General features: G+C 32.8%; 17 protein-coding genes. 7 read left to right on the forward strand and 10 right to left on the reverse strand.

What is annotated here, in order from left to right; translation table 11 throughout:
* The first annotated feature begins 33 nt into the window (after positions 1–33).
* The gene (locus tag ACFO3N_RS15300) at positions 34–2784 is read left to right on the forward strand and encodes an outer membrane beta-barrel protein (protein WP_379799047.1); all 2751 of its coding nucleotides are present in this window, start codon (positions 34–36) and stop codon (positions 2782–2784) included.
* 104 nt (positions 2785–2888) lie between these two features.
* Here ACFO3N_RS15300 and ACFO3N_RS15305 read toward each other — a convergent pair whose 3' ends face one another.
* The 8 genes from ACFO3N_RS15305 to ACFO3N_RS15340 form a co-directional block, all read right to left on the reverse strand.
* Entirely contained in the window at positions 2889–3632 is a 744-nt protein-coding gene (locus ACFO3N_RS15305; protein WP_379799049.1) for a DUF2490 domain-containing protein, read from the reverse strand.
* A gap of 146 nt (positions 3633–3778) precedes the next feature.
* A complete protein-coding gene (locus ACFO3N_RS15310) occupies positions 3779–6325 on the reverse strand; it encodes a TonB-dependent receptor (protein WP_379799051.1) in 2547 nt (848 codons plus the stop codon).
* Between the two features lie 251 nt (positions 6326–6576).
* Positions 6577–6990, reverse strand: coding sequence for an RrF2 family transcriptional regulator (locus ACFO3N_RS15315; protein ID WP_012023964.1), 414 nt, complete (start codon positions 6988–6990; stop codon positions 6577–6579).
* Between the two features lie 93 nt (positions 6991–7083).
* A complete protein-coding gene (locus tag ACFO3N_RS15320; protein WP_379799053.1) occupies positions 7084–7917 on the reverse strand; it encodes a TPM domain-containing protein in 834 nt (277 codons plus the stop codon).
* A gap of 3 nt (positions 7918–7920) precedes the next feature.
* Positions 7921–8358: a TPM domain-containing protein gene (locus tag ACFO3N_RS15325; protein ID WP_379799056.1), complete on the reverse strand. Its 438-nt coding sequence runs from the start codon at positions 8356–8358 to the stop codon at positions 7921–7923.
* Between the two features lie 31 nt (positions 8359–8389).
* Positions 8390–8974 (reverse strand): LemA family protein, encoded by a 585-nt coding sequence (locus tag ACFO3N_RS15330; protein ID WP_379799058.1) that lies wholly within the window; start codon positions 8972–8974, stop codon positions 8390–8392.
* A 34-nt stretch (positions 8975–9008) separates the two neighbouring features.
* Positions 9009–9341, reverse strand: coding sequence for a MerR family transcriptional regulator (locus tag ACFO3N_RS15335; RefSeq protein WP_026730479.1), 333 nt, complete (start codon positions 9339–9341; stop codon positions 9009–9011).
* A gap of 48 nt (positions 9342–9389) precedes the next feature.
* A complete protein-coding gene (locus ACFO3N_RS15340) occupies positions 9390–10367 on the reverse strand; it encodes a peptidoglycan DD-metalloendopeptidase family protein (RefSeq protein WP_379799061.1) in 978 nt (325 codons plus the stop codon).
* Positions 10368–10644: 277 nt separating this feature from the next.
* Between ACFO3N_RS15340 and alaS the strand changes: the two genes are divergently transcribed.
* Positions 10645–13284, forward strand: a complete 2640-nt coding sequence (gene alaS / locus ACFO3N_RS15345; protein ID WP_379799063.1) for an alanine--tRNA ligase — start codon at positions 10645–10647, stop codon at positions 13282–13284.
* A gap of 289 nt (positions 13285–13573) precedes the next feature.
* Entirely contained in the window at positions 13574–13951 is a 378-nt protein-coding gene (locus ACFO3N_RS15350) for a GxxExxY protein (protein ID WP_379799065.1), read from the forward strand.
* 97 nt (positions 13952–14048) lie between these two features.
* Here the strand turns inward: ACFO3N_RS15350 and ACFO3N_RS15355 are convergent, their stop codons facing one another.
* A complete protein-coding gene (locus tag ACFO3N_RS15355; protein ID WP_379799067.1) occupies positions 14049–15794 on the reverse strand; it encodes an ABC transporter ATP-binding protein in 1746 nt (581 codons plus the stop codon).
* Between the two features lie 526 nt (positions 15795–16320).
* Between ACFO3N_RS15355 and ACFO3N_RS15360 the strand changes: the two genes are divergently transcribed.
* Positions 16321–17133, forward strand: a complete 813-nt coding sequence (locus tag ACFO3N_RS15360) for a hypothetical protein (RefSeq protein WP_379799069.1) — start codon at positions 16321–16323, stop codon at positions 17131–17133.
* Positions 17134–17334: 201 nt separating this feature from the next.
* On the opposite strand, the gene ACFO3N_RS15365 is transcribed toward ACFO3N_RS15360, so the two are convergent.
* Positions 17335–18330, reverse strand: coding sequence for a M12 family metallopeptidase (locus tag ACFO3N_RS15365; RefSeq protein ID WP_379799071.1), 996 nt, complete (start codon positions 18328–18330; stop codon positions 17335–17337).
* A 327-nt stretch (positions 18331–18657) separates the two neighbouring features.
* Here ACFO3N_RS15365 and ACFO3N_RS15370 point away from each other — a divergent pair, with 327 nt between their 5' ends.
* The 3 genes from ACFO3N_RS15370 (at position 18658) to ACFO3N_RS15380 (ending at position 21408) form a co-directional block, all read left to right on the forward strand.
* Positions 18658–19452, forward strand: coding sequence for a hypothetical protein (locus tag ACFO3N_RS15370; RefSeq protein WP_379799073.1), 795 nt, complete (start codon positions 18658–18660; stop codon positions 19450–19452).
* Between the two features lie 163 nt (positions 19453–19615).
* Complete coding sequence (locus ACFO3N_RS15375; protein WP_379799075.1) at positions 19616–20365, forward strand: hypothetical protein; 750 nt, start codon at positions 19616–19618, stop codon at positions 20363–20365.
* A gap of 86 nt (positions 20366–20451) precedes the next feature.
* On the forward strand, positions 20452–21408 hold the full coding sequence (locus ACFO3N_RS15380) for a GSCFA domain-containing protein (protein ID WP_379799077.1): 957 nt from the start codon (positions 20452–20454) through the stop codon (positions 21406–21408).
* Positions 21409–21594: the final 186 nt, after the last annotated feature.

Below are 21594 nucleotides of genomic sequence, written 5' to 3' on the forward strand. Positions count from 1 at the left end.
TTTAAGTCTTACTGATCTAACTAACCTAATTTTATGACCAGAATTTATTCATTACTATTGTTTTTAGCCTTTGTATATTCGGCAAATGCCCAGAACAATATTGTTATTAAAGGAACTGTAGTCGATATTAACTCGCAACTTCCGCTAGAACTCGCCACCGTTTATTTTACAGCGGTAAAAGATTCAACCATTATTGAATATGCTACGACCGATAAAAACGGAAATTTCATTATCAATACTAAAAAATATGATAAGCCCGTTTTCTTAAAAGTAAATTATACAGGATATCAAGCATATTACGAAGAACAAAAAGGACTTACAGAAAGCAAAGACTTTGGTAAATTGTACATGCTTGAAAATGCAAATGTCTTAAATGAGGTAATCATAAAAAGCGAAGCACCGCCCATTACCATCAAAAAAGATACATTAGAATTTAACGCCGGATCTTATAAAGTGCGTCCAGATGCAAATGTGGAAACTTTATTGAAACAGTTGCCAGGATTTGATGTTGACAATACAGGAAAAATTACCGTAAATGGGCGAGAAGTCAATCAGGTTTTAGTCAACGGAAAAGCATTTTTTGATAAAGATGGAGCTATTGCCATTAAAAACCTTCCGGCAGATATTATTAAAAAAGTTCAGGTTTCGGATTTTAAAACCAAAAAAGAAGAACTTTCTAAACAAGAATCTACTTCAGATTATTCGAGTATAAATATTACAATCGACGAAAAGAAAAACAAAGGGTATTTTGGTAAAGTACTTGGAGGATATGGTTCAGACGAACGCTATGAAAGTAGTTTGATGATGAATTTCTTCAAGAACAAACAAAAAATTAGTGTTTTAGCATCTTCAAATAATATCAACTCAACCGGATTTTCTATGGATGAGGTATTTGATAATATGGGTGGCGGAAGAAATGCAAAAGGAGGCAGTCAGGGAGCGAGTAGTGGCGGAAAAGGAATTACGCAGTCTACTTTGGCTGGGATTAATTATTCTGACGATTGGACAAAGGATTTGGAGTTTATGAGCAGTTATAACTTTACAAATGCGGTGACTAAAAACGACAGTAAATCTAACCAGCTTAGTTTTTTGCCAACGGGAAATATCTTGACAGAAGCTGATTCTAAAACCAGAAATGAAAATACAGGAAACAAGGCCAATTTTGAATTAGAATACAAAATCAATCCTACGATGCAGATTGTCATTGCTCCTAAATTGAATTTATCGGAATCAAAAAGTAATACTGAATCTTCGACTTTTTCTGAAAATGAAAATGGCGATGCGTTGAACGAAAGTACAGCAACATCGCATACAGAAAGTTCTAATACAAGTTTTGCCAATAGTATTAATTTCAACAAAACTTTTGAAAAGAAGTCGCGAAACTTAAGTCTGGTTTTTAATAATAATAACACTAAAAATGATTCGAACGGAATCAACATTTCTGAGACGATTTTTTATCAGGATAATAAACCAAATGATGAAAGAAATCAGAACGCAAAAAACACTTCAAAAAGCGATGCTTATTCGCTGGATTTAGAATATACAGAGCCAATTACAGATTCGCTTCGCGTTCGTTTTGGTACCGATTTTGACTGGCAAAGTTCGATGAACGATCAAAAGACATTTAATTTTGATGATGCTTCACAAGACTATTCAGATTTAAATTTGTCTCTAACAAATTATACCACATCCAAACAAAATTCGATTACACCAAAAGTGGGTATTAGTTGGCAGAAAAGTAAATACACGCTTAATATCAATTCTAGAACATCCATTGTAGAGTTTGATAATCATTCTTTTTATTTAAATCAAGCAACCGATTTGAATAAAAGATACATGCTTCCGTATGGAACGGCACAGCTTCGATATAAATTTAATCGTTCTAAAAATTTAACTTTCAAATACGATTATTCTAATGCGCTTCCGTCGGCAACACAATTAATGCCCGTTGCAGATTTGAATAATCCGTTGAATAGTGTAATTGGTAATCCAAACTTAAATCCGATTGAGAAAAATACGGCAGGAATCGATTTTAAAAACTTTGACTTTAGAACACGTTCTGGCTATAGCCTGTTCCTTAAAGGAGATTATTATAACAATGATATAGTTTCAACTTCTATTTATGATGATAGCGGAAAAAGAAATACAACTTATGTAAATATTTCAGGAACGTATTCGGCTTCGGTTGGAGGAAACTGGAATCAGCAGGTTAAAAAAGATGCTCATACTTTAAGATATGGCTTGCGTTTAAGCGGTAATTATAATTTTGATAAAGGATTTACAAATGCGGTTATGTACAATGCAAAATCGGTTGTATTAACGCCAAGTGTTTACGCTTCTTACGATTATGGAGAAGTGCTTTCGATTGCGCCATCTTATAGTTTATCGTACAACGAAACACGATATGAAAACTATTCTAGAGATGCGACTTCAAACGTGATTCACAGAATTAATTTACAGACCACATCCTATTGGCCCGCTAATTTAATCTTCGGAAATGATTTTGGATATACGTACAATTCAAATATTTCAGACGATTTTAAAAAGGATTTCTTCCTTTGGAATACGAGTCTTTCTTACGGATTTATGGATAAAAAATTATATGCAAAAGTGAAAGTGTATGATGTTTTAAATCAAAACCAAAGTGCAACAAGAACTATTTCGCCAACCTCAATTCGAGATGAAGAAAATACAGTTTTAAAACGTTACGTAATGTTTTCTCTAGCCTATAAGATTGGAAATTTTGCGGAAAGCAAAAAAGGAAGAAAACAGAGAGGATCTTAGTTTTTAAGGTGCAGAGGTTCAGAGGAACAAAGGTTCAAAGGTTAAAAAAATGCCTGTCAAATTAAATTTGACAGGCATTTTTTGTACAACTCCTAACTCCTAACTCATAACTTTTTCCGATTAATCCTATGATAAACCGTAAACCTGATGATATCGCGATCGTAGAAATCTATACCGCTGGCGCGTCTTTGAAAGTTTTTTAGGTAACCTAATTCTAATCCAAGATTTGGTGTGAAATGATAACGTAAAGCAACGTAAAAACGGTTTTGATCGAAAGTATTTCTTCGGTTGTCTTTTCCAAAATTGAATAACACTTCGTCAGAAATTGTTCCTTTTATGCTTCTTCCTTCTTTTTCCCAAAGGGTAAACATAGATTGTAATCGGTATCTAAATCGGTAAGCAAATGAGAATTCGTCTAAAAGTACGTTTTTATCCGCTTTTTGAATGAATCGTTCTTCCAGTTGAAAGCGATTATGAAAAGTGATTTTGGCAATATCATTAATTAAAGTAAGATCTTGCTGTGCACGATATTCAGGAACAGAATAATCAGGATCAAGGTTTGGATTTTGAGTATTGACACTAAAAAAAGCAAATCCGCCACCAAAATCCATCATATTAGTCGCTCTGTAACGAGCTTGAGATCGTATAACGAAAAGATTTTCGTGAACAGGGATTACAAAGCTTCGATTATCAAATTCAGAATGAATAGCCCATTTTTCGGATAACGGAAAAATATTATAGTATCGAATCCAAGTCAAAGTCTGCTGGTCGATATTTCTTTGATTTTGCCCAGTAATTAGCTGACAAAGAAAGATTATGGTAAAAAGTAATCTAAAAGATCTGTTCAAAAACTATAAATTCAGGCTGCGAATTTATACAAATGATCTTATTTCCGTCTATTTTAAAATTTGATTTGAAAATTATTTTGTGAAATAAAAAAAAGGGACACATTTTAAAATGTATCCCTTTTTAATACTAAAACTAACTAACCATCTTACAGTGAATACTTAAATGTAACTCCGTAAGTTCTTTGATCACCAAGAACTCCAGCATATTGACCTGTGTTACCACCTGCAGGCAATAATTGCTCATAGTAATCTTTATTGAAAAGGTTTCTTCCCCAAATCTGAATAGATAAACCTTGCGAAGCACGGAAACCTAAACGAGCATTAAAGATTGCATAACCTTGTACGACTAAATATTTTGAAGCCGAAGGGCTTGAAGAAAATTCAGAACGAGCGTATCCGTCAGCAGCAAAGAAAATTTTTCCAGCATTACCAAAGAATTTTGCATTGTCAGAAAGTTCACCTCCAAGAGAACCTGCCCATCTTGAAGCTCCTGGCAATTCAGTTCCAGAAACATCTTTAAAGGCAACTGGCGCTCCAGTTTCTTCTAACGGAAGTGGCGCATTAGTAAACTTCACATATTTACCATCTGTATAAGTTGCCGCTCCATTAATTGTTACATGCGAATTGATTACAAAACTTGCATCCAATTCTGCACCTCTTACACGGACTTTATCTGCATTAGCAAGATATCCACGGTTTACACCTAATTCAGCTGCCTGAACGTTGGTTTGGAAATCTTTGATGTCAGTATTAAAGAACGTTAAGTTGAAAATTGAGTTTTTGAAAGGAGAAGTTTTTACTCCAATTTCATAATGATTTACTTTTTCTGGCTTAACCACTGCAAGTTCAGTTAATGGCTGTCCCGCTGCATTTGTTGGAAGACCAGCTACGTTAACTCCAACCGGCTTGTAACTTTTTGCATAAGTTGCATAAGCGTTGATTTTGTCTGATGCTTTATAAGTAAGCGTTAAGTTTCCAGAAAAGTCTGTATTGTCAGTATCTGAGTCAAATGCCTGATCAGAGTAAACCGATTTTTTCAAAGCCAATAAGGCAGGATCTGTAGTTTGAAGACCTCCATAAGTTTTACGAGAATAACTTGCATCTTTTTTATCAAAATTATATCTCAAACCAGGTAAAATGTGGAATTTCTCTGTAACAGCCCAATCAAGCTGTCCGAATACTGCAGCACTAGAAGCTCTAATTCTTGCATCGGTTTTAATTCCGTAACCTTCAAAAAGACCTGGAGTTTTCCATAGTGGGCTTGTTGAACTTTGAGAAAATCTCCATTGTGCATTTCCTGATTCTTCTGTACCATCTGTCTGAGATGTCTGATCGATAAAGAATACTCCTGCAACACCACTAATTTTTGAAGTTAATTGTCCAGCATAACGAACCTCTTGTGTAATCTGAGTTTGTCTTGTGGGGTTTTGAGATTTAGCTAAAACTTGTAATCCTGTAAAATCTCTATCATTTGATGGATCCCAGTTCCAGAAACGCCATGCAGTTGTAGAAGTAAGAGTTCCACCTCCAATTTTTGTATCAATGTTTAAAGAAACACCTCCTAAATCTTGTCCAGAACGCCAAGGTGTATCGTGATCTATTTTACGGTCAAAAGCATTTAAACTTGGCAATTGATAATTTAAATCTTTAATAATAGCATCAAACTGACGGTATGCAGCCCTTTGAGTAGGGGCAACACCAGCAACAACCTGCGCATAACCGTCAGGACGCTGTGTTGTTAAATCTCCTGCAAAAGTAATGTTTGTATTTTCAGTAGGAGTCCATAATAATTGTCCTCTAAAACCTTGATTGTTTAAAGTATTGGTTGGTCTTCCTGTTGCAACATTATCAATTAATCCATCTCGTTGTGTACCTGAGAAAGATAAACGGCCTGCTACTTTTTTTCCTAATGCTCCAGTAATAGAAGCTTTTGCTTGTAAAAAGGCGTAATTTCCGTAACTCAATTCAAAATCGGCACCAGTTGTAAAACTTGGTTTGCGAGATGTAATATTAAAAGCTCCGGAAGTTGTGTTTTTTCCGAATAAAGAACCTTGTGGGCCACGTAATACCTCGATTTGTTCTACATCGATAAAATCTAAAGTAGTTGCTGCAGGACGAGCATAATAAACACCGTCTACGTAGAAACCAACTCCAGGATCGATACCATCGTTGGTAAGTCCGAATGGTGAACCTAAACTTCTAATGTTGATTCCAGTATTTCTTGGATTAGAAGAATACAATTGTACAGAAGGAACCAATTCTTTAATACGGTTTACGTTAAACGCTCCCGCTGCTTCTGCTTGTTTTCCTGTTACTACAGAAACGGCAATAGGCACATCTTGTACTTTTTCAATTCTTCTTCTTGAAGAAACTACAACCTCAACAAGTTTGTTTTCTTCGCGTAAAGTAACCAATAAAGGCGAAGCAGGGATAGCTGTAATTTCAAGTTCAGCAGTATTATAACCAATGTATTGAACTAGGATTGTAAGCGGTAATTTCCCTTGTGATTCTATCGAAAATCTTCCTTCAGAATCTGTAATTGTACTAAAAGTTGTTCCTTTAATTACCACATTGGCTGCTTCTAAAGGAATATTTTGATCTGTTGTAACAACCCCGTCAATTTTTTGTGCGAATGAGATTGAGAATGTTAAAACTGCAAGTATTGTAAATATATTTTTTATAGATGTCTTCATTTTTTATATTAAGTATATATGATTAGTAGAATTTAAAATTAAATTTTTTTTACCAACACATACATATCATAGATGAAGCAGTATTCACAGTTGTGAAATTATAATTATGTTTTTTTTGCAAAAGATTTTGTCCACCTGATTTACTAGAATGTACTTTCATGAGTTAAAATTTTGTAAATGATTAGTTAATTATTTTTGGCAAATATATATAATTAATTCTATCGATTTACTAGACTTTAGAAAATATTTTTTTATTTTTTTACCAGTGAGGCGATTGTGATGCCTTCCATAGCCTTCAAAGTTTTATCTCTAATTAGCATTAAACCGTGACGAAGACTGCATTCAGACTCGGTTTTACAATCAGAGCAAGGCTCATAAAAATTTAAAGATGCGCATGGCAAAAGGGCAATTGCACCGTCAAATAATCGGTGAATTTCTGCCAAAGTGATATCATTTTTGGATTTAATTAGATAGTATCCGCCAAATTTCCCTTGCTTACTGCTTACAAAACGACCGCGTTTTAGATCTAATAAAATCTGTTCTAAAAACTTTTTAGGAATGTTCGCGCCATCAGCGATTTCTACAGTTCTAGAAATGTGATTTTCGTCTTGTTCTGCTAAATAAAGTAAGGCCTTAAGGGCGTATTTTGCTTTATGTGATAACATCTATTAATTAATTGTAAAATGTAAATGTATGATTTTTTAAGATTGAAACCTAAACTTGAAACCTGAAACAAAGAAAATTAGAACCAGAATAAATTACCAGCCTCCGCTAGATCCACCGCCAGAGAAACCTCCACCGCCAAATCCGCCTCCGAAGCCACCGCCTCCGCCAAAACCACCACCAGATGATCCGCCACCGAAGCCTCCAAATCCGCCTCCTCCACTTCTTCCAAGATTACTAAGAATAATAACATCGAGCAGGCTAGGACCGCCGCCATTGTTGCCAGAATTTCCTCCGCCGCCTCTTTTATTTCGAGCGAGTAAGATTAAAACAATTACAACAATTACAATAAAAGGCAGAATAGGAAAATCTTGTCCTTTTGCTTGTTTGCGTTCGCCTTTGTATTTTCCTTTAAAAACATCAATAATAGCATCAGTTCCTTTATCAAGACCGTTGTAGAAGCTTCCCGCTTTAAACTCTGGTATAATAATGTTTCTGATGATTGTTCCGCCAATTCCTGCCGTTAAACGATCTTCCAGACCATATCCAGGATTGATGGCAATCTTTTTTTCATTTTTAGCTAAAAGAATGACGACTCCATTATCATCTTCTTTAGTTCCTCCAATTCCCCATGTTTGCCCCCATTTTGTTGCTAATTGGCTTACATCTTCTCCTTTTAAACTTTCAATCGTAATTACTACGATTTGAGTAGTAGTTGAATCAGAGTAACGAATTAGTTTTTCTTCTAATTGTGCCTTTTCTGTAGAACTTAAAATGTTAGCGTAATCGTAAACAGAAGTCTGAAAACTTGGTTTGGGTGGAATCTCAAATTGCGCAAAAATAGCATTGCTGATAAATAATGCGATAAACAAAAAAGTAATCTGAAAAATTCTATTGGAATTGGGGATTTTAATTTTGGAATTTTTCATTATTTATCCTTTTGAGATTTCGTTAGATAGTTCGTTTACATCATCTTCCTGAGAAGGAAAATATTTTTTGAGCTGTTCTCCGGCATTCAAAATACCGTCAACAATTCCTTGTTTAAAATTGCCGGTTTTAAAATGATTTACCATAATGTCTTTGGTGCAATCCCAAAAATCATTGGCTACGACATCATTAATTCCTTTGTCTCCACAAATTACAAAGTTTTTATCTTCAACTGCAAAATAGAGCAATACTCCATTTTTCAATCTGGTTTCATCCATTCGCAATTCATGAAAAACTTCTAAAGCCCGATCAAAATGGACTTTAGAAGTTGTTTTTTCTATATGCACTCTAATTTCGCCAGAAGTATTGTTTTCTGCCACGCGAATTGCTTCAACAATTTCACGTTCTTCTTCTTTGGTTAAAAAATCTTCTACTTTTGACATGAAAATGATTTTAGAGTTTAGATTGTAGATTTTAGAATTTTACTTCAACTGGTTTATCTGCTCCAGTAGAAGCTTCAAAGTATGGTTTTTCTTTGTATTTGCTCAAGAACCAGTTGTTTGGAATCTTTAAAACGTATCCGTTATAAACTTGTACAGCTTCGTTAAAACGAGTTCTAGCAGTTAAAATCTGGTTTTCAGTACTTGCTAATTCGTCTTGTAATTTTAAGAAATTCTCGTTCGCTTTTAAAGTTGGATATTGCTCAACAGAAACCAATAATCTAGATAATGATGAACTTACGCCACTTTGAGCTTGGTTAAATGCTGCTAATTGTTCTGGTGTAACATTGCTAGGATCGATAGTTACCGATGTAGCTTTTGCACGAGCTTCAATCACTGCTGTCAAAGTTCCTTTTTCAAAGTCAGCAGCACCTTTTACAGTGTTTACTAAATTCCCGATAAGATCATTACGTCTTTGGTAAGCCGTTTGAACATTTCCCCATTCTTTATTAACAGCCTGACTGTGTTGCAAAGCAGTATTTTTAATACCAATCGACCAAAATGCGATAATAGCAATAAGTGCTACAATAATTCCTACAGGGATTAACCACTTTTTCATATTTGTTTTGATTTAAGTTTATTTCTATTTTTAATTACAATTCGTTTTTGATGTCGTTCAGTTGCGTTTTTATCGACTCTAATTTACGTATTATTTCGAATTTATCTAACGTTTTCTTCTGACCCTCTTTTAAGTGTATTTTGGCACCTTCAAGCGTAAAGCCTCTTTCCTTTACTAAATGATAGATTAATTGAAGGTTGGTAACATCTTCTGGAGTGAACATTCTATTTCCCTTTGCATTTTTTTTAGGTTTTAGAATGTCAAATTCGCTATCCCAAAATCGTATCAAAGAGGCATTGACATTAAAAGCTTTGGCAACTTCGCCAATACTGTAATATCTTTTGTCTTTAGAAAGTTCAATATGCATGATTTGTTTTTTTCTATTTTATTTCAAAAATACTATTTTTTCGTGATATTAATCTAATGATTGATTTTCTTGATTTGCCATTTGCGAAATTGCCACATATTCTACAGCCGAAATATTTCCGTAATAGAAATTAAGCGGATTTACGACTTTTCCATCTTTATGCACTTCATAATGACAATGCGGCCCTTCAGATCTACCCGTGCTTCCAACATAACCAATCACATCGCCGCGTTTCACTCTTTGTCCCGGACGACAGTTGTATTGGCTTAAATGCGCATATAAACTTTCATATCCAAAACCATGCCTGATCACGATGTGGTTTCCGTATCCCGAAGCGGTATTGTCAGCTCTTTCTACAACACCGTCACCTGTTGCATAAATGGGAGCTCCTGTATTGGCCGTGAAATCCATTCCGTTATGCATTTTTCTCACTTTCGTGAAAGGGTCAATTCGGTATCCAAAACCTGACGCGACACGTTTTAAATTTTCATTTCGAACTGGCTGAATGGCAGGAATCGCTAATAATAAATTTTCTTTAGCTCCAGCTAATTTTAAAATATCATCTAAAGATTTAGACTGAATTGCCAACTGCTTCGATAGTTTGTCGACTCTTTTAGTTGCATTCAAAACCAATTGAGAATTATTATATCCTTCTAGCGCTTTGTATCTATCAGAACCTCTAAAACCAGCTTTCCTGATCGAATCTGGAATTTCAGCTTTATTAAAATACACACGATAAATATTATTGTCACGTTCTTCTAATGCATCTGCGGCAGCGTCGATTTCGTCCAGTTTTTTATTTAAAATGGAATATTGAAGTTTTAAGTTTTCAATTTCACGTGCCTGTAAACGATCTTTTGGAGTTTCGAAATAAGGCGTGTTAATCAAAAGAACAAAAACTAAAAAACCAAACAGTGCCGATGCCAGTAAAAACAGGAATGCATAACCTATTTTTATTCTTTTTCTGGTTTTTATTTTCGTATAAGCCAGATTTTCTGAGTCGTAATAATATTTTACTTTCGCCATATTTTAAAATACGCTATTTTTGCACCTTGTAAAATGAGTTAGTCGAATAAAACTGCTAATAGTTTCAGTTATTCGACACTTTTTTACAAGGATTAATGATTAGATATTGGGGCTATTTTATCATTAGATAATGCGCAAAATAGGCAATTTATTGTTTAGATTATAAGTTTTTTAATTACATTATAAAAAACTTAACGCATCATCAAATGAATAAAATTAGCTAATGATCTAATTTTCAAATTGACACATTAAAACAGACACATTTTCTAATTAAAATATGAAATCACAAGACGTACGTAAACAATTTTTAGATTTTTTTGAGAGTAAAGGGCATACTATTGTTCCTTCGGCTCCTATTGTACTTAAAGACGATCCAACCTTAATGTTCAACAACTCGGGAATGGCCCAGTTTAAAGAATTTTTCTTAGGAAACGGAACTCCAAAAAGTCCAAGAATAGCCGATACGCAAAAATGTCTTCGTGTTTCAGGAAAACATAATGACCTTGAAGAGGTGGGTATTGATACCTACCACCACACTATGTTTGAAATGTTAGGAAACTGGTCTTTTGGTGATTACTTCAAAAAAGAAGCTATTAACTGGGCTTGGGAATTATTGACAGAAGTGTACAAGATCCCAAAAGAAAATCTTTATGTTTCTGTTTTTGAAGGAAGTAAAGAGGATAATGTTCCGTTTGATCAAGAAGCTTGGGATATTTGGAAAACATTAATTGATGAGGATAGAATTATTCTTGGAAACAAAAAAGATAATTTCTGGGAAATGGGTGACCAAGGGCCATGCGGACCTTGTTCTGAAATTCACGTTGATTTACGTTCTGCAGAAGAAAAAGCTTTAGTTTCTGGAAAAAGTTTAGTGAACAACGATCATCCGCAAGTTGTTGAAATCTGGAATAATGTATTCATGGAATTCAACCGTAAAGCAGATGGTTCATTGGAAAAACTTCCGGCACAGCACGTTGATACCGGAATGGGATTTGAGCGTTTATGTATGGCTTTGCAAGGAAAAACATCAAACTATGATACTGATGTTTTCATGCCTTTAATTAGAGAAATCGAAACAATTACTGGAGCAAAATATACAACTAATGATGTAACAGGCATTAGTGAAGAACAAAATAAAATGAATATTGCTATTCGTGTAGTGGCAGATCACGTTCGTGCGGTAGCATTTGCTATTGCTGACGGACAATTGCCTTCTAACACGGGTGCAGGATATGTAATTCGTAGAATTTTACGTCGTGCTATTCGTTATGGATTTACTTTCTTAGGAACAAAAGAGCCATTTATTTTCAAATTAGTTGAAACTTTAAGTGAGCAAATGGGAGATTCTTTCCCAGAAATCAGAACGCAGAAAGCACTTTGTTCGAATGTGATTCGTGAAGAAGAAAACTCTTTCTTGAGAACATTAGATCAGGGATTAATTCTTTTAGATGCTGTAATTTTAAACAATATAGGAGATACAATCGATGGTAAAAAAGCTTTCGAATTGTATGATACATACGGTTTCCCAATCGACTTAACTGCTTTGATTCTTTCTGAAAAAGGATTGAAATTGGATGAAAAAGGATTTCAAGAGCAATTACAATTGCAAAAAGAGAGGTCTCGTGCGGCTTCTAAAGTAACTGCAGGAGATTGGAATGTAATTGTAGAAGATGACATTCAGGAATTTGTTGGATATGACAGATTATCACAACAAGTTAAGATTACAAAATACCGTAGAGTTGAAAGTGCAAAAGATGGAGAAATTTTCCAATTGGTTTTCAATGCAACTCCATTTTATGGAGAAAGTGGTGGACAAACGGGGGATAAAGGGTATTTAGAATCTCAAAACGGAGATATTATTTATATCATTGATACGAAGAAAGAAAATAACCAAACAATCCATTTAACACAATCGTTACCAGAAAATATTACAGCAACTTTCAACGCTGTTGTAGATAAAATTCAAAGAGCTAAAACTTCTTCAAACCACTCGGCTACGCACTTGCTGCACCAAGGTTTACGTAAGATTTTAGGAACTCATATCGAGCAAAAAGGGTCGATGGTAAGAAATGCTTCATTGCGTTTTGACTTTTCTCATTTTGCTAAAGTTACAGATGAGGAATTATTAGAGGTTGAAAACTTTGTAAATGCAAGGATTCGTGAGAGTCTACCATTAATAGAGAAAAGAGCGATTCCGAAAGAACAGGCACTTGAAGATGGAGCGATTGCTTTGTTCGGTGAAAAATATGGTGATTTAGTTCGTACCATTAAATTTGGAGATTCTGTCGAATTATGCGGAGGAACGCACGTTGCCAATACATCTGACATCTGGCACTTTAAAATTGTTTCTGAAGGAGCTGTTGCTGCTGGAATTAGAAGAATCGAAGCCATCACAAGTGAAGCGGCAAAAGAATATTTTGAGTCTCAAGCAATTTCTTTTGGAGAAATTAAAGAAGTGCTTAAAAATGCTCCAGATCCTGTAAAAGCGATCCAAGCATTGCAAGATGAAAATGCACAGTTGAAAAAACAATTGGAAGTTTTATTGAAAGATAAAGCTAAAAATATGAAAGCTGATTTGGCTAAAGAATTACAAGAAATCAATGGAGTTAGATTCTTGGCTAAGCAAGTAGATTTAAACCCAGAGGGAGCAAAAGATTTAGCTTACGAGTTAGGTAATGCTTACAACGATTTATTTATTGTTTTAGCTACAGCATATGAAGGAAAACCAATGTTAACATGCTATGTTTCTAAAGAAATCGTAGGAAGCAAAAACTTAAACGCTGGACAAGTGGTTCGCGAATTAGGTAAATACATCCAAGGTGGAGGAGGCGGTCAGCCTTTCTTCGCAACTGCAGGAGGTAAAAATGTTGATGGAATTGCTGAGGCTTTAGCTAAAGCTGTGGATTTCGTGAAGTAAGTTTTTTTTAATCTCGCAAAGACGCAGAGTCGCAAAGTTTAATTTTTTAAGCTTTGCGACTTTTTTTTAAGTTAATCTTTAAGATTTTGTTTTGTTAAGTTGAAGGTATTTTTAATCTCGCAAAGACGCAGAGTCGCAAAGTTTAATTTTTTAAGCTTTGCGACTTTTTTTAAGTTAATCTTTAAGATTTTGTTTGTTAAGTTGAAGGTATTTTTAATCTCGCAAAGACGCAGAGTCGCAAAAGCTTTTAAATTTTATTTTTGTAAGTTTATACTTTAATTTTGTAAAAATGAATGAGAATGAAATTTCGGCTATTGTAGTTGATGTTTGCTATAAAATACATGTCAAATTAGGGCCAGGATTATTGGAATCAGTTTATGAAGCGATTTTGTTTCATGAATTAACAAAGAGAGGATTAAGTGTAGAGAGACAAAAAACGTTGCCTGTTATTTGGGATCAAATAAATCTGGATATTGGATTTAGAGCAGATTTAATTGTTGAAAATAAAGTAATTCTAGAGATTAAATCTATCGAACAATTGACAGATGTACATGCCAAACAAGTTCTTACATATCTCAAAATCACAAAAATGAAATTAGGTTTATTAATTAACTTTAATGTACCAATTATCAAATTTGGAATAAAAAGAGTAGTTTCTAATCTTTAGTAAAAGCACTTAAAAACTTAAATAAAAAAAGAGAGTCGCAAAGCTTAAAAAATTAAACTTTGCGACTCTGCGACTTTGCGAGATTCTTTATTCGCACCTACTTACGCTCCCCAATTTGCTGGCGCCACATAGCATAATAAAGTCCTTTCTCGACAATTAAATCTTCGTGTTTACCTTGCTCGATAATTTTACCTTGTTCTAAGACAAATATTCTATCAGCGTGCATTACAGTTGATAAACGGTGTGCGATTAGTACTGTGATTCTGTTTTTATCTGAAATATTTCGTATTGTATCGTTAATTTCTTCCTCGGTAATTGAATCTAAAGCAGAAGTCGCTTCATCAAAAATCAATAAATTTGGATTTCTCAGAATAGCTCTGGCGATAGATAGACGCTGTTTTTCACCACCTGATACTTTAATTCCGCCTTCACCGATTGTAGTATTTAAACCATCTTCGGCGCGTCTTAAAAGTTTGTCACAGCTTGCACGTTTTAAAGCATCGTATAATTCTTCGTCGGTTGCATTTGGCTTAACGAATAATAAGTTTTCGCGGATTGTTCCAGAGAATAATTGTGCATCTTGCGTCACAAAACCAAGTTGTTTTCTTAAATCTAGTAAATCAATTTCGGTCGAATCAATATCATTATATAAAACCTGACCTTCTTCTGGAGTATACAATCCAACTAACAATTTTACCAAAGTTGTTTTTCCAGATCCTGACGGACCTACAAAGGCAACGGTCTGACCTTGTTTGATTTCAAAATTGATATTTTCAACTGCTTTAAATTTGGCAGTTTTATGCTGAAAACTCACATTTTCGAAAAGCAGTTTCTGAATAGCTCCAATATGTATTGGAGTTTTTGGACGGAATTCTTTTGGAGCATTCAATAAGGTTTTGAAATTTTCCATTGAAACTTTTGTCTCATTTAAAGCAATAATAAAATTTCCTAATTCCTGTAAAGGGCCAAAAATAAAGAAGGTAAAAAATACCATTGTCAATAAATCTCCAACGATAATTTTTCCTCCAAATAAGAAATAATACAAAGCAAAAACAACACAAGTTCTCAAGAAATGAACGGTTGTTCCTTGAATGAAACTTAAACTTCTAATAAATCTTATTTTTTGTAACTCTAGTTGAAGAATCTTAAACGTATTTAAGTTTAAACGCTTTTCTTCTTGATAAGTCAAACCAAGACTTTTTACTAATTCGATATTTCGTAAACTTTCGGTTGTAGAACCTGCCAATGCATTGGTTTGATTCACAATTTTTCGGGAAACAATTTTAATCTTTTTCCCTAGATATAAACTTACTAAAGCAATAATTGGAGCAGTAATTAAAAAGATAATTGAAATTCTAAGATCAATTCGGGCTACATAAACGATTACGAATATAAAACCAATGATAGTTTGGAAAATTAAAGAGATAGAAAGCGTAATTAGTTTTTCTGAATCAATTCTAACTTTAGTCAATTTGCTTAAAGTTTCACCGCTTCGCTGATCTTCAAATTCTGCGTAAGGAAGATCAAGAGACTTCTTGATACCGTCAGTATACATTTGTGCTCCAGTACGCTGAATGACCACATTGGTAAAATAATCCTGGAAGTTTTTGGTAATTCTGGAAATCATGGCTGCGCCAAGAGAAAGACCAAGCCAGAAAGCTAAAGATTTTATAAATCCGATTTCGTTTCCTTTGTATTTTGCCAGACCGACACCGCAGTCCTGCATTAATTTTCCTGTAATTACAGAGTCAGACAAACTGAAACAAATGTTGATAGTAGCCATTATCAAAGCAAAAAACAAGAGCATTTTATGTTTGATAATGTAAGTATATAATAATTTCATATAAGATTTTAAAAAAATGGAAGATGCAAAAGTAAGGAATTGTTTGGGTTTGTGGCTGGGATTTTTGTTATTAAAAATGTAAATCTTTATTATACTTATACAGGAGATTTAATTATTAAAATAGAATGTAAATATTTAGGACCGAACAGTTGATTAGATAAATACCTTTTCTTGTAATGCAGAAGGTAAATAAAGCAGATTATGGAGAAAGAGCGCCTTTACTATAATGATCAAGACCTAAGTAAAGAGGTGAATATAGGTTCAGGTACTATAGGATATTTTTAAACCAGATATAATCTGGTTTTCTTATTTGTCTATTTTCTATTTTTTGATAACCATTCTCCAATTTTATTATAATACTTAAGCATACTAGTATATTAAAAAAGGGTAAAAACAGCTAAAACACACCGTTAGTATATTGCTTGAAACAAATATGTCTTATTCTGTTATATAATGAATTTTTTAGGGTAAATTTCTTTCTTTTTTAAAGATAGTTTTGAAAATTATTAATCTAACAATCTTTCAAATGAAAAAAAATCTATTCCTTTTTATCGCTTTAGCATTAACCGCAATTTCCTGCTCAAAAGATGATAACGATAAAAACGACAAAAATCATTCAGATTTACCAAAAACTATTCAGCGTACTGACCTAAAAGCTCCTGTGGAAAATAAGACTAGTACTTTTATTTATGATGGAAATAAGATTGTAAGCATAACACATAAATTCTCAAGATCAGAATTTACTTATGAAGGTAATCATATAACAAAAAAAGTTGATTATAGTGTGACTGGGGATCAGCCTACAAAATATGCAGAGACTTTATATTCTTATGTTAATGGTAAATTAGAAACAGTAAGTTATTATTATACCTCAAACACTACAAGTTTTTCAAAATACGTTTACACTTATAATGATGACGGAACCATTAAAAAGCAATTATACTCTATAAATACAACGACTGGAGTAGAGACAAAATCTCCATATAGTGATTTGCTTACTTTTGCAAATGGAAACTTAACTAAATTAATTAATGTTAACGGAAATGGTACTTCTACAAAAAATTACTATTATGATTTAAAAAATAATCCATTTAAAAATATTGTGGGATTTAGTTTGTTATTAGATCAGGGAATTATTAGTTCATTAGGTCAGGATGTTTATTCTTCTGTTAATAATATTGAAAAATATACTGAGTCTATAGTTGTTACAGGTAATTTAACTCCAGTGTCAAAAATTTATGAAACTAAATTTGAATATAATTCTAATGGATTTCCAACTCAAAAAACAACTTATAATGAAGATGGAACCGTAAAAGAAATATTTGATTATACATACTAATTTAACTCAAACTAAGTATTGGTTAAAAAATTAATTTATTTCAATTTGTTAATCAATACAATAAAAAGCCAATAGTATTGCACATGTGATGAAAAATGGTAATCCCGTTAACTAAATCTTCAGATGAATAGCAATGCAATACAATCTATTAATTTTTTTACGATAAGGCCGGAAGCAAAAACTTCCGGCTTTTTTACTTAATTAGACTTTCCCATTTTTAGAAGACCATTTTACAGCTCCATTATAGATTAATTGAAGATCTCCATCATCTTGTAAATGTAATGTAGCTCCAGGATATTCAGATGTATTACTAGTCCAAATAGTTTCTACAGGTGCTACAATATATCTAGCACCTTTTAATATGATATTTCCGTTTGATTCAAAATAGCAAAATGCTTTACGAGGATATTGAATATTTCCAACTTCCCAAATTGTTGTTTTTTCAACTAGATCAATTATTCGTAAAAAACCGGGGGTAAATTCTAAAGAATATCTTTTATTGTTCGATTGAATACGATCTTTCCAACGCAGATCATTACAGCTTTGTCCAGACTCCATAACAGATACAAAGGGAAACGGATACCATTTGTTTATTGATTCTTTATCAATTTGTGATAAAACAGTTTGTTCGTATACGCCAACACCATTTGTTGTAATAGATGCCGGAATATAATAATGCATAATAGAAAGAGGATCATACTCGCTATAATCGTCGGTATTTTCTTTGTTAATTATGAAAAGATCGACCTGCTCTTTAGTAAATTGTAAACTATAGTATTTATAAGCTTTTGGTAAATCCCATTGAATATTTGCTGCTGGATTTGTCGTTTCGTGAAATAGACCCAAAGCATGTCCAAATTCATGTAAAATTGTTCTTCTTATACTGTCTTCTGGACCAGTTAAAGATCCTAATCGCATTGTTTGTTTGCTTTGGGGTATGTACGCTGTTTGAGCCCCTAATTCTGACCATGCTCCATAATTATTATTTTCTCCAGTTAATAAAAAACCAATTCTAATATCAGCATATTCATTTATTCCGACATATTCAAATTTGAGATTAGCATATCTAGTCCATTCGTTGGCGATGCTTTTTACCTTTTCCTGCCAAGCAATTTCACCATCCAAAAATTTAATTTTAATAGTTTGGCCTGCCTGCCAACGCCAATTTATTATAGCTGCATTAGGCTTTGAAATCAAATTATCCAAATTTTGTCTTAAGTCAAATGTACAGATTAATGGAGTTTGATCTTGGGATGAAATTGATTTAGGATTAGTGTTGCTTTCATCCGAATGGCAAGATGATAATACTAATACTAAACTGGTTAACAGAATTTTTAATTCTTTCATAATTGCAATGGTTTTTAAATTAAAAGCAATTTTATTGAAAAAAAATAGATCAAATAACTCACTTTTTTAAATGTGTCTTATTCTATTATAATTAAAACTTTTAGTGGAGACTTGTTTTTGCAGAAATGCTTCTTTTTGTTTGAAATCTTTAAGTGAAATATGATGGAAAAGAAGTTATTGTGTTGTTTGTCAGTTATTTTTCTAGTATTTAATTCTTGTTCCAATGAAGAATACTACGATTCTGAAAATACAATCTTACTTAAAACCTTAAAGACAATATATCTCACTTCTCCTTCAGAAAATTATGACACCAATTTTATATATGATGGAAATAAAATCCTGAGTATAACAAATAAAAATGGTAAAAGAGATTATGAATATAATGGTAATTACATCGTGAGAGAAACGGTTTATAGTTTCTATAAAGGACAGGAAACAAAAAGTATTGAAACTTTATTTACATATGAAGATGATAAGCTGAAAACTGCCACAAAATTTACAAACAATCAAATAACAAAATATACTTATAATTATAACAATGATGGTTCCATAACTAAGGAAACGTACGATTTAGGTATTGATGCAAAGGAAGAAACAAAAAGAATCGGAAAAGAAGTAATTACTATAATTGATGGAAATATAGTGAAGTCTGAATGTAATTGGGAAGATGGTTATGATATTATTAGTATTGCTAATTATGAATACGATACAAATAAAAATGCCTTTAAAAATATTACAGGTTTAAGTTTATTGCTTGATCAGTTTTGTGTGGATTATGAAACAAGTTTATCTTCAAATAATAATATGAGTCTTTATTATGTAAAGAATATTCAAGGGCCATCATCAAATAAAATTTTTGAGCCCCACTGGTTTAAAATGGAATATGAATATAATAAAAAAGGATATCCAATAAAAAAAATGACTTATGATTATACTGGAGAAATAAAAGAAGTCAACGAATATGTATATTAATTTTTCAAAATTAGATCTAAAAAAACAAAAAGGAGTTTATATTGTTTGTTGTTAGTGTTTTAATAATTTTTAATTGTAAAATATGCTTCGATGAGGAATCCCGTAAGGTTTTGATTTTTGATTGTACTAGGTTTGCACTAATAAGAATTTTAACCAAATCAACATGAAAAAACTATTATGCCTTTTTGGTGCTTTAGCACTAGTTTTGACATCGTGTTCAAGCGATGATTCATCAAGTTCTTCAGATCTTGTTTTACTTAAAAAAACTGTTATTACAAATCCAGATGGAGATAAAGCTACCATTAATTATAAGTACGACGGTAACAAAATAGTAAGCGCAACAGATGATACTGGATTTTTTAATCTGCATTATACTTATACAGGAGATTTAATTACAAAAATTGATTTCAAACTTCCTAATGGAAAATCAGAACAAGTAAATACTTTTACATACACTACTGATGGAAAGCTATCCACATTTGTAAGAGTTGAATATGAAGCTGAGGATGGAGAAGCAGTATTAAGAGGATATAAGGAAGTTTATACATATAATACCGATGGTACAATTTCAGTGAAAGGATATTCAGGAAATGAGCTTTCCCAAACTATTCCTTCAGGAACAGGTACAATTAAATTTGTAAATGGTGAAGTAAGCGAAATTACAAGCACTAACTCGCCAAATCATAAATACACTTATGATAATAAAAACAATGCGACTAAAAATATTTTAGGAATGGATAAAATCGCATTTGCTGATGGAGAAGCAAATGGAGTTAAATTCAATATCCTAACAGATACATCAGGTGGTGATTTATGGACAAACAGCACTTTTACGTATAATGATCAAGGTTACCCAACGAAAGAAGTTGATAACGGATCTGACAGTTTAGGAACTACTGAATATTTTTATTAAGAGTCAAATTTTTATCTACAGAGCCAGATTTATCTGGCTTTTTTTATTGCTAAAAATAATCGAAATTTGTTTAAAATGTTTAAGCCATGCAATTCAGAACACAAATCCCCATTTCAAAAAGTAATTCGAAAATCGATTATAATTCGAAAATACTTTCTATTGGTTCTTGTTTTGCAGAGAATATGGCGGAGAAATTCGATTATTTTAAATTTCAGAATGAAACCAATCCGTTTGGAATTATATTTAATTCAGTCTCTATAGAAAAATTATTTGAACGAATTTGTAAAGAACAATGGTTTGAAGAAAAAGACATTTTCTTTCATAATGAACGCTGGCATTCTTTTGAAGTGCATTCTGATTTAAGTAATGCCGACCGACAAGAATTGCTTGAAACTTTAAACAAAGCAATTTTAGAAACGAACAAACAATTAAAAGAAGCCACTCATATTATCATCACATTTGGAACTTCATGGATTTATAGAAATCTTGAAAAAGATGAAATTGTAGCCAATTGCCATAAAGTGCCTCAAAAACAATTTTCAAAAGAATTATTATCGGTTGAAGTGATTCAGAAAAGCATTCAAAATACAATCAATTTAATTCAATCTTTAAATCCAAGCATCAATTTCATTTTTACGATTTCTCCGGTGCGACATATTAAAGATGGTTTCGTAGAAAATCAATTAAGTAAGTCTCATTTATTTACAGCGTTGCATTTTGTGTTGAAGACTGAACACTTAAAACGGAACACTGAATACTTTCCTTCATATGAAATCATGATGGACGAACTTCGCGACTATCGTTTTTATAATGAAGATATGCTGCATCCCAATCAAATTGCGCTCGATTATATTTGGAAGCTTTTCAGCGAAAACTACATTTCTCACGAAAGTTTGACAACAATGCAGGAAGTTGATGAAATCCAGAAAAGTCTTCGCCACAGAAGCTTTAATCCAGAATCTGAACAGCATCAAAAATTCTTGGTTAAACTCCAGCAGAAAATAAATCAATTAGGAGAAAAATTACCACATATTAAATTCTAATCGCAGAGATTGATTAAAACCAACAGTTTAGAAAGCAAAAAATGCTCCACACTAACTGTTTTTTAGCCACTGATTAAAAAGATTTTAAGTATTTTTCAAAATAATGCAGTTTTTTTTAATCTCTGTTAATTCGTGTAATCTGTGGCAAAAAAATAACTCAAAACTTTGCGTCTTCGCGCCTTCGTG

Source organism: Flavobacterium chungangensis, assembly GCF_042654045.1.
Lineage (GTDB): Bacteria > Bacteroidota > Bacteroidia > Flavobacteriales > Flavobacteriaceae > Flavobacterium > Flavobacterium chungangensis.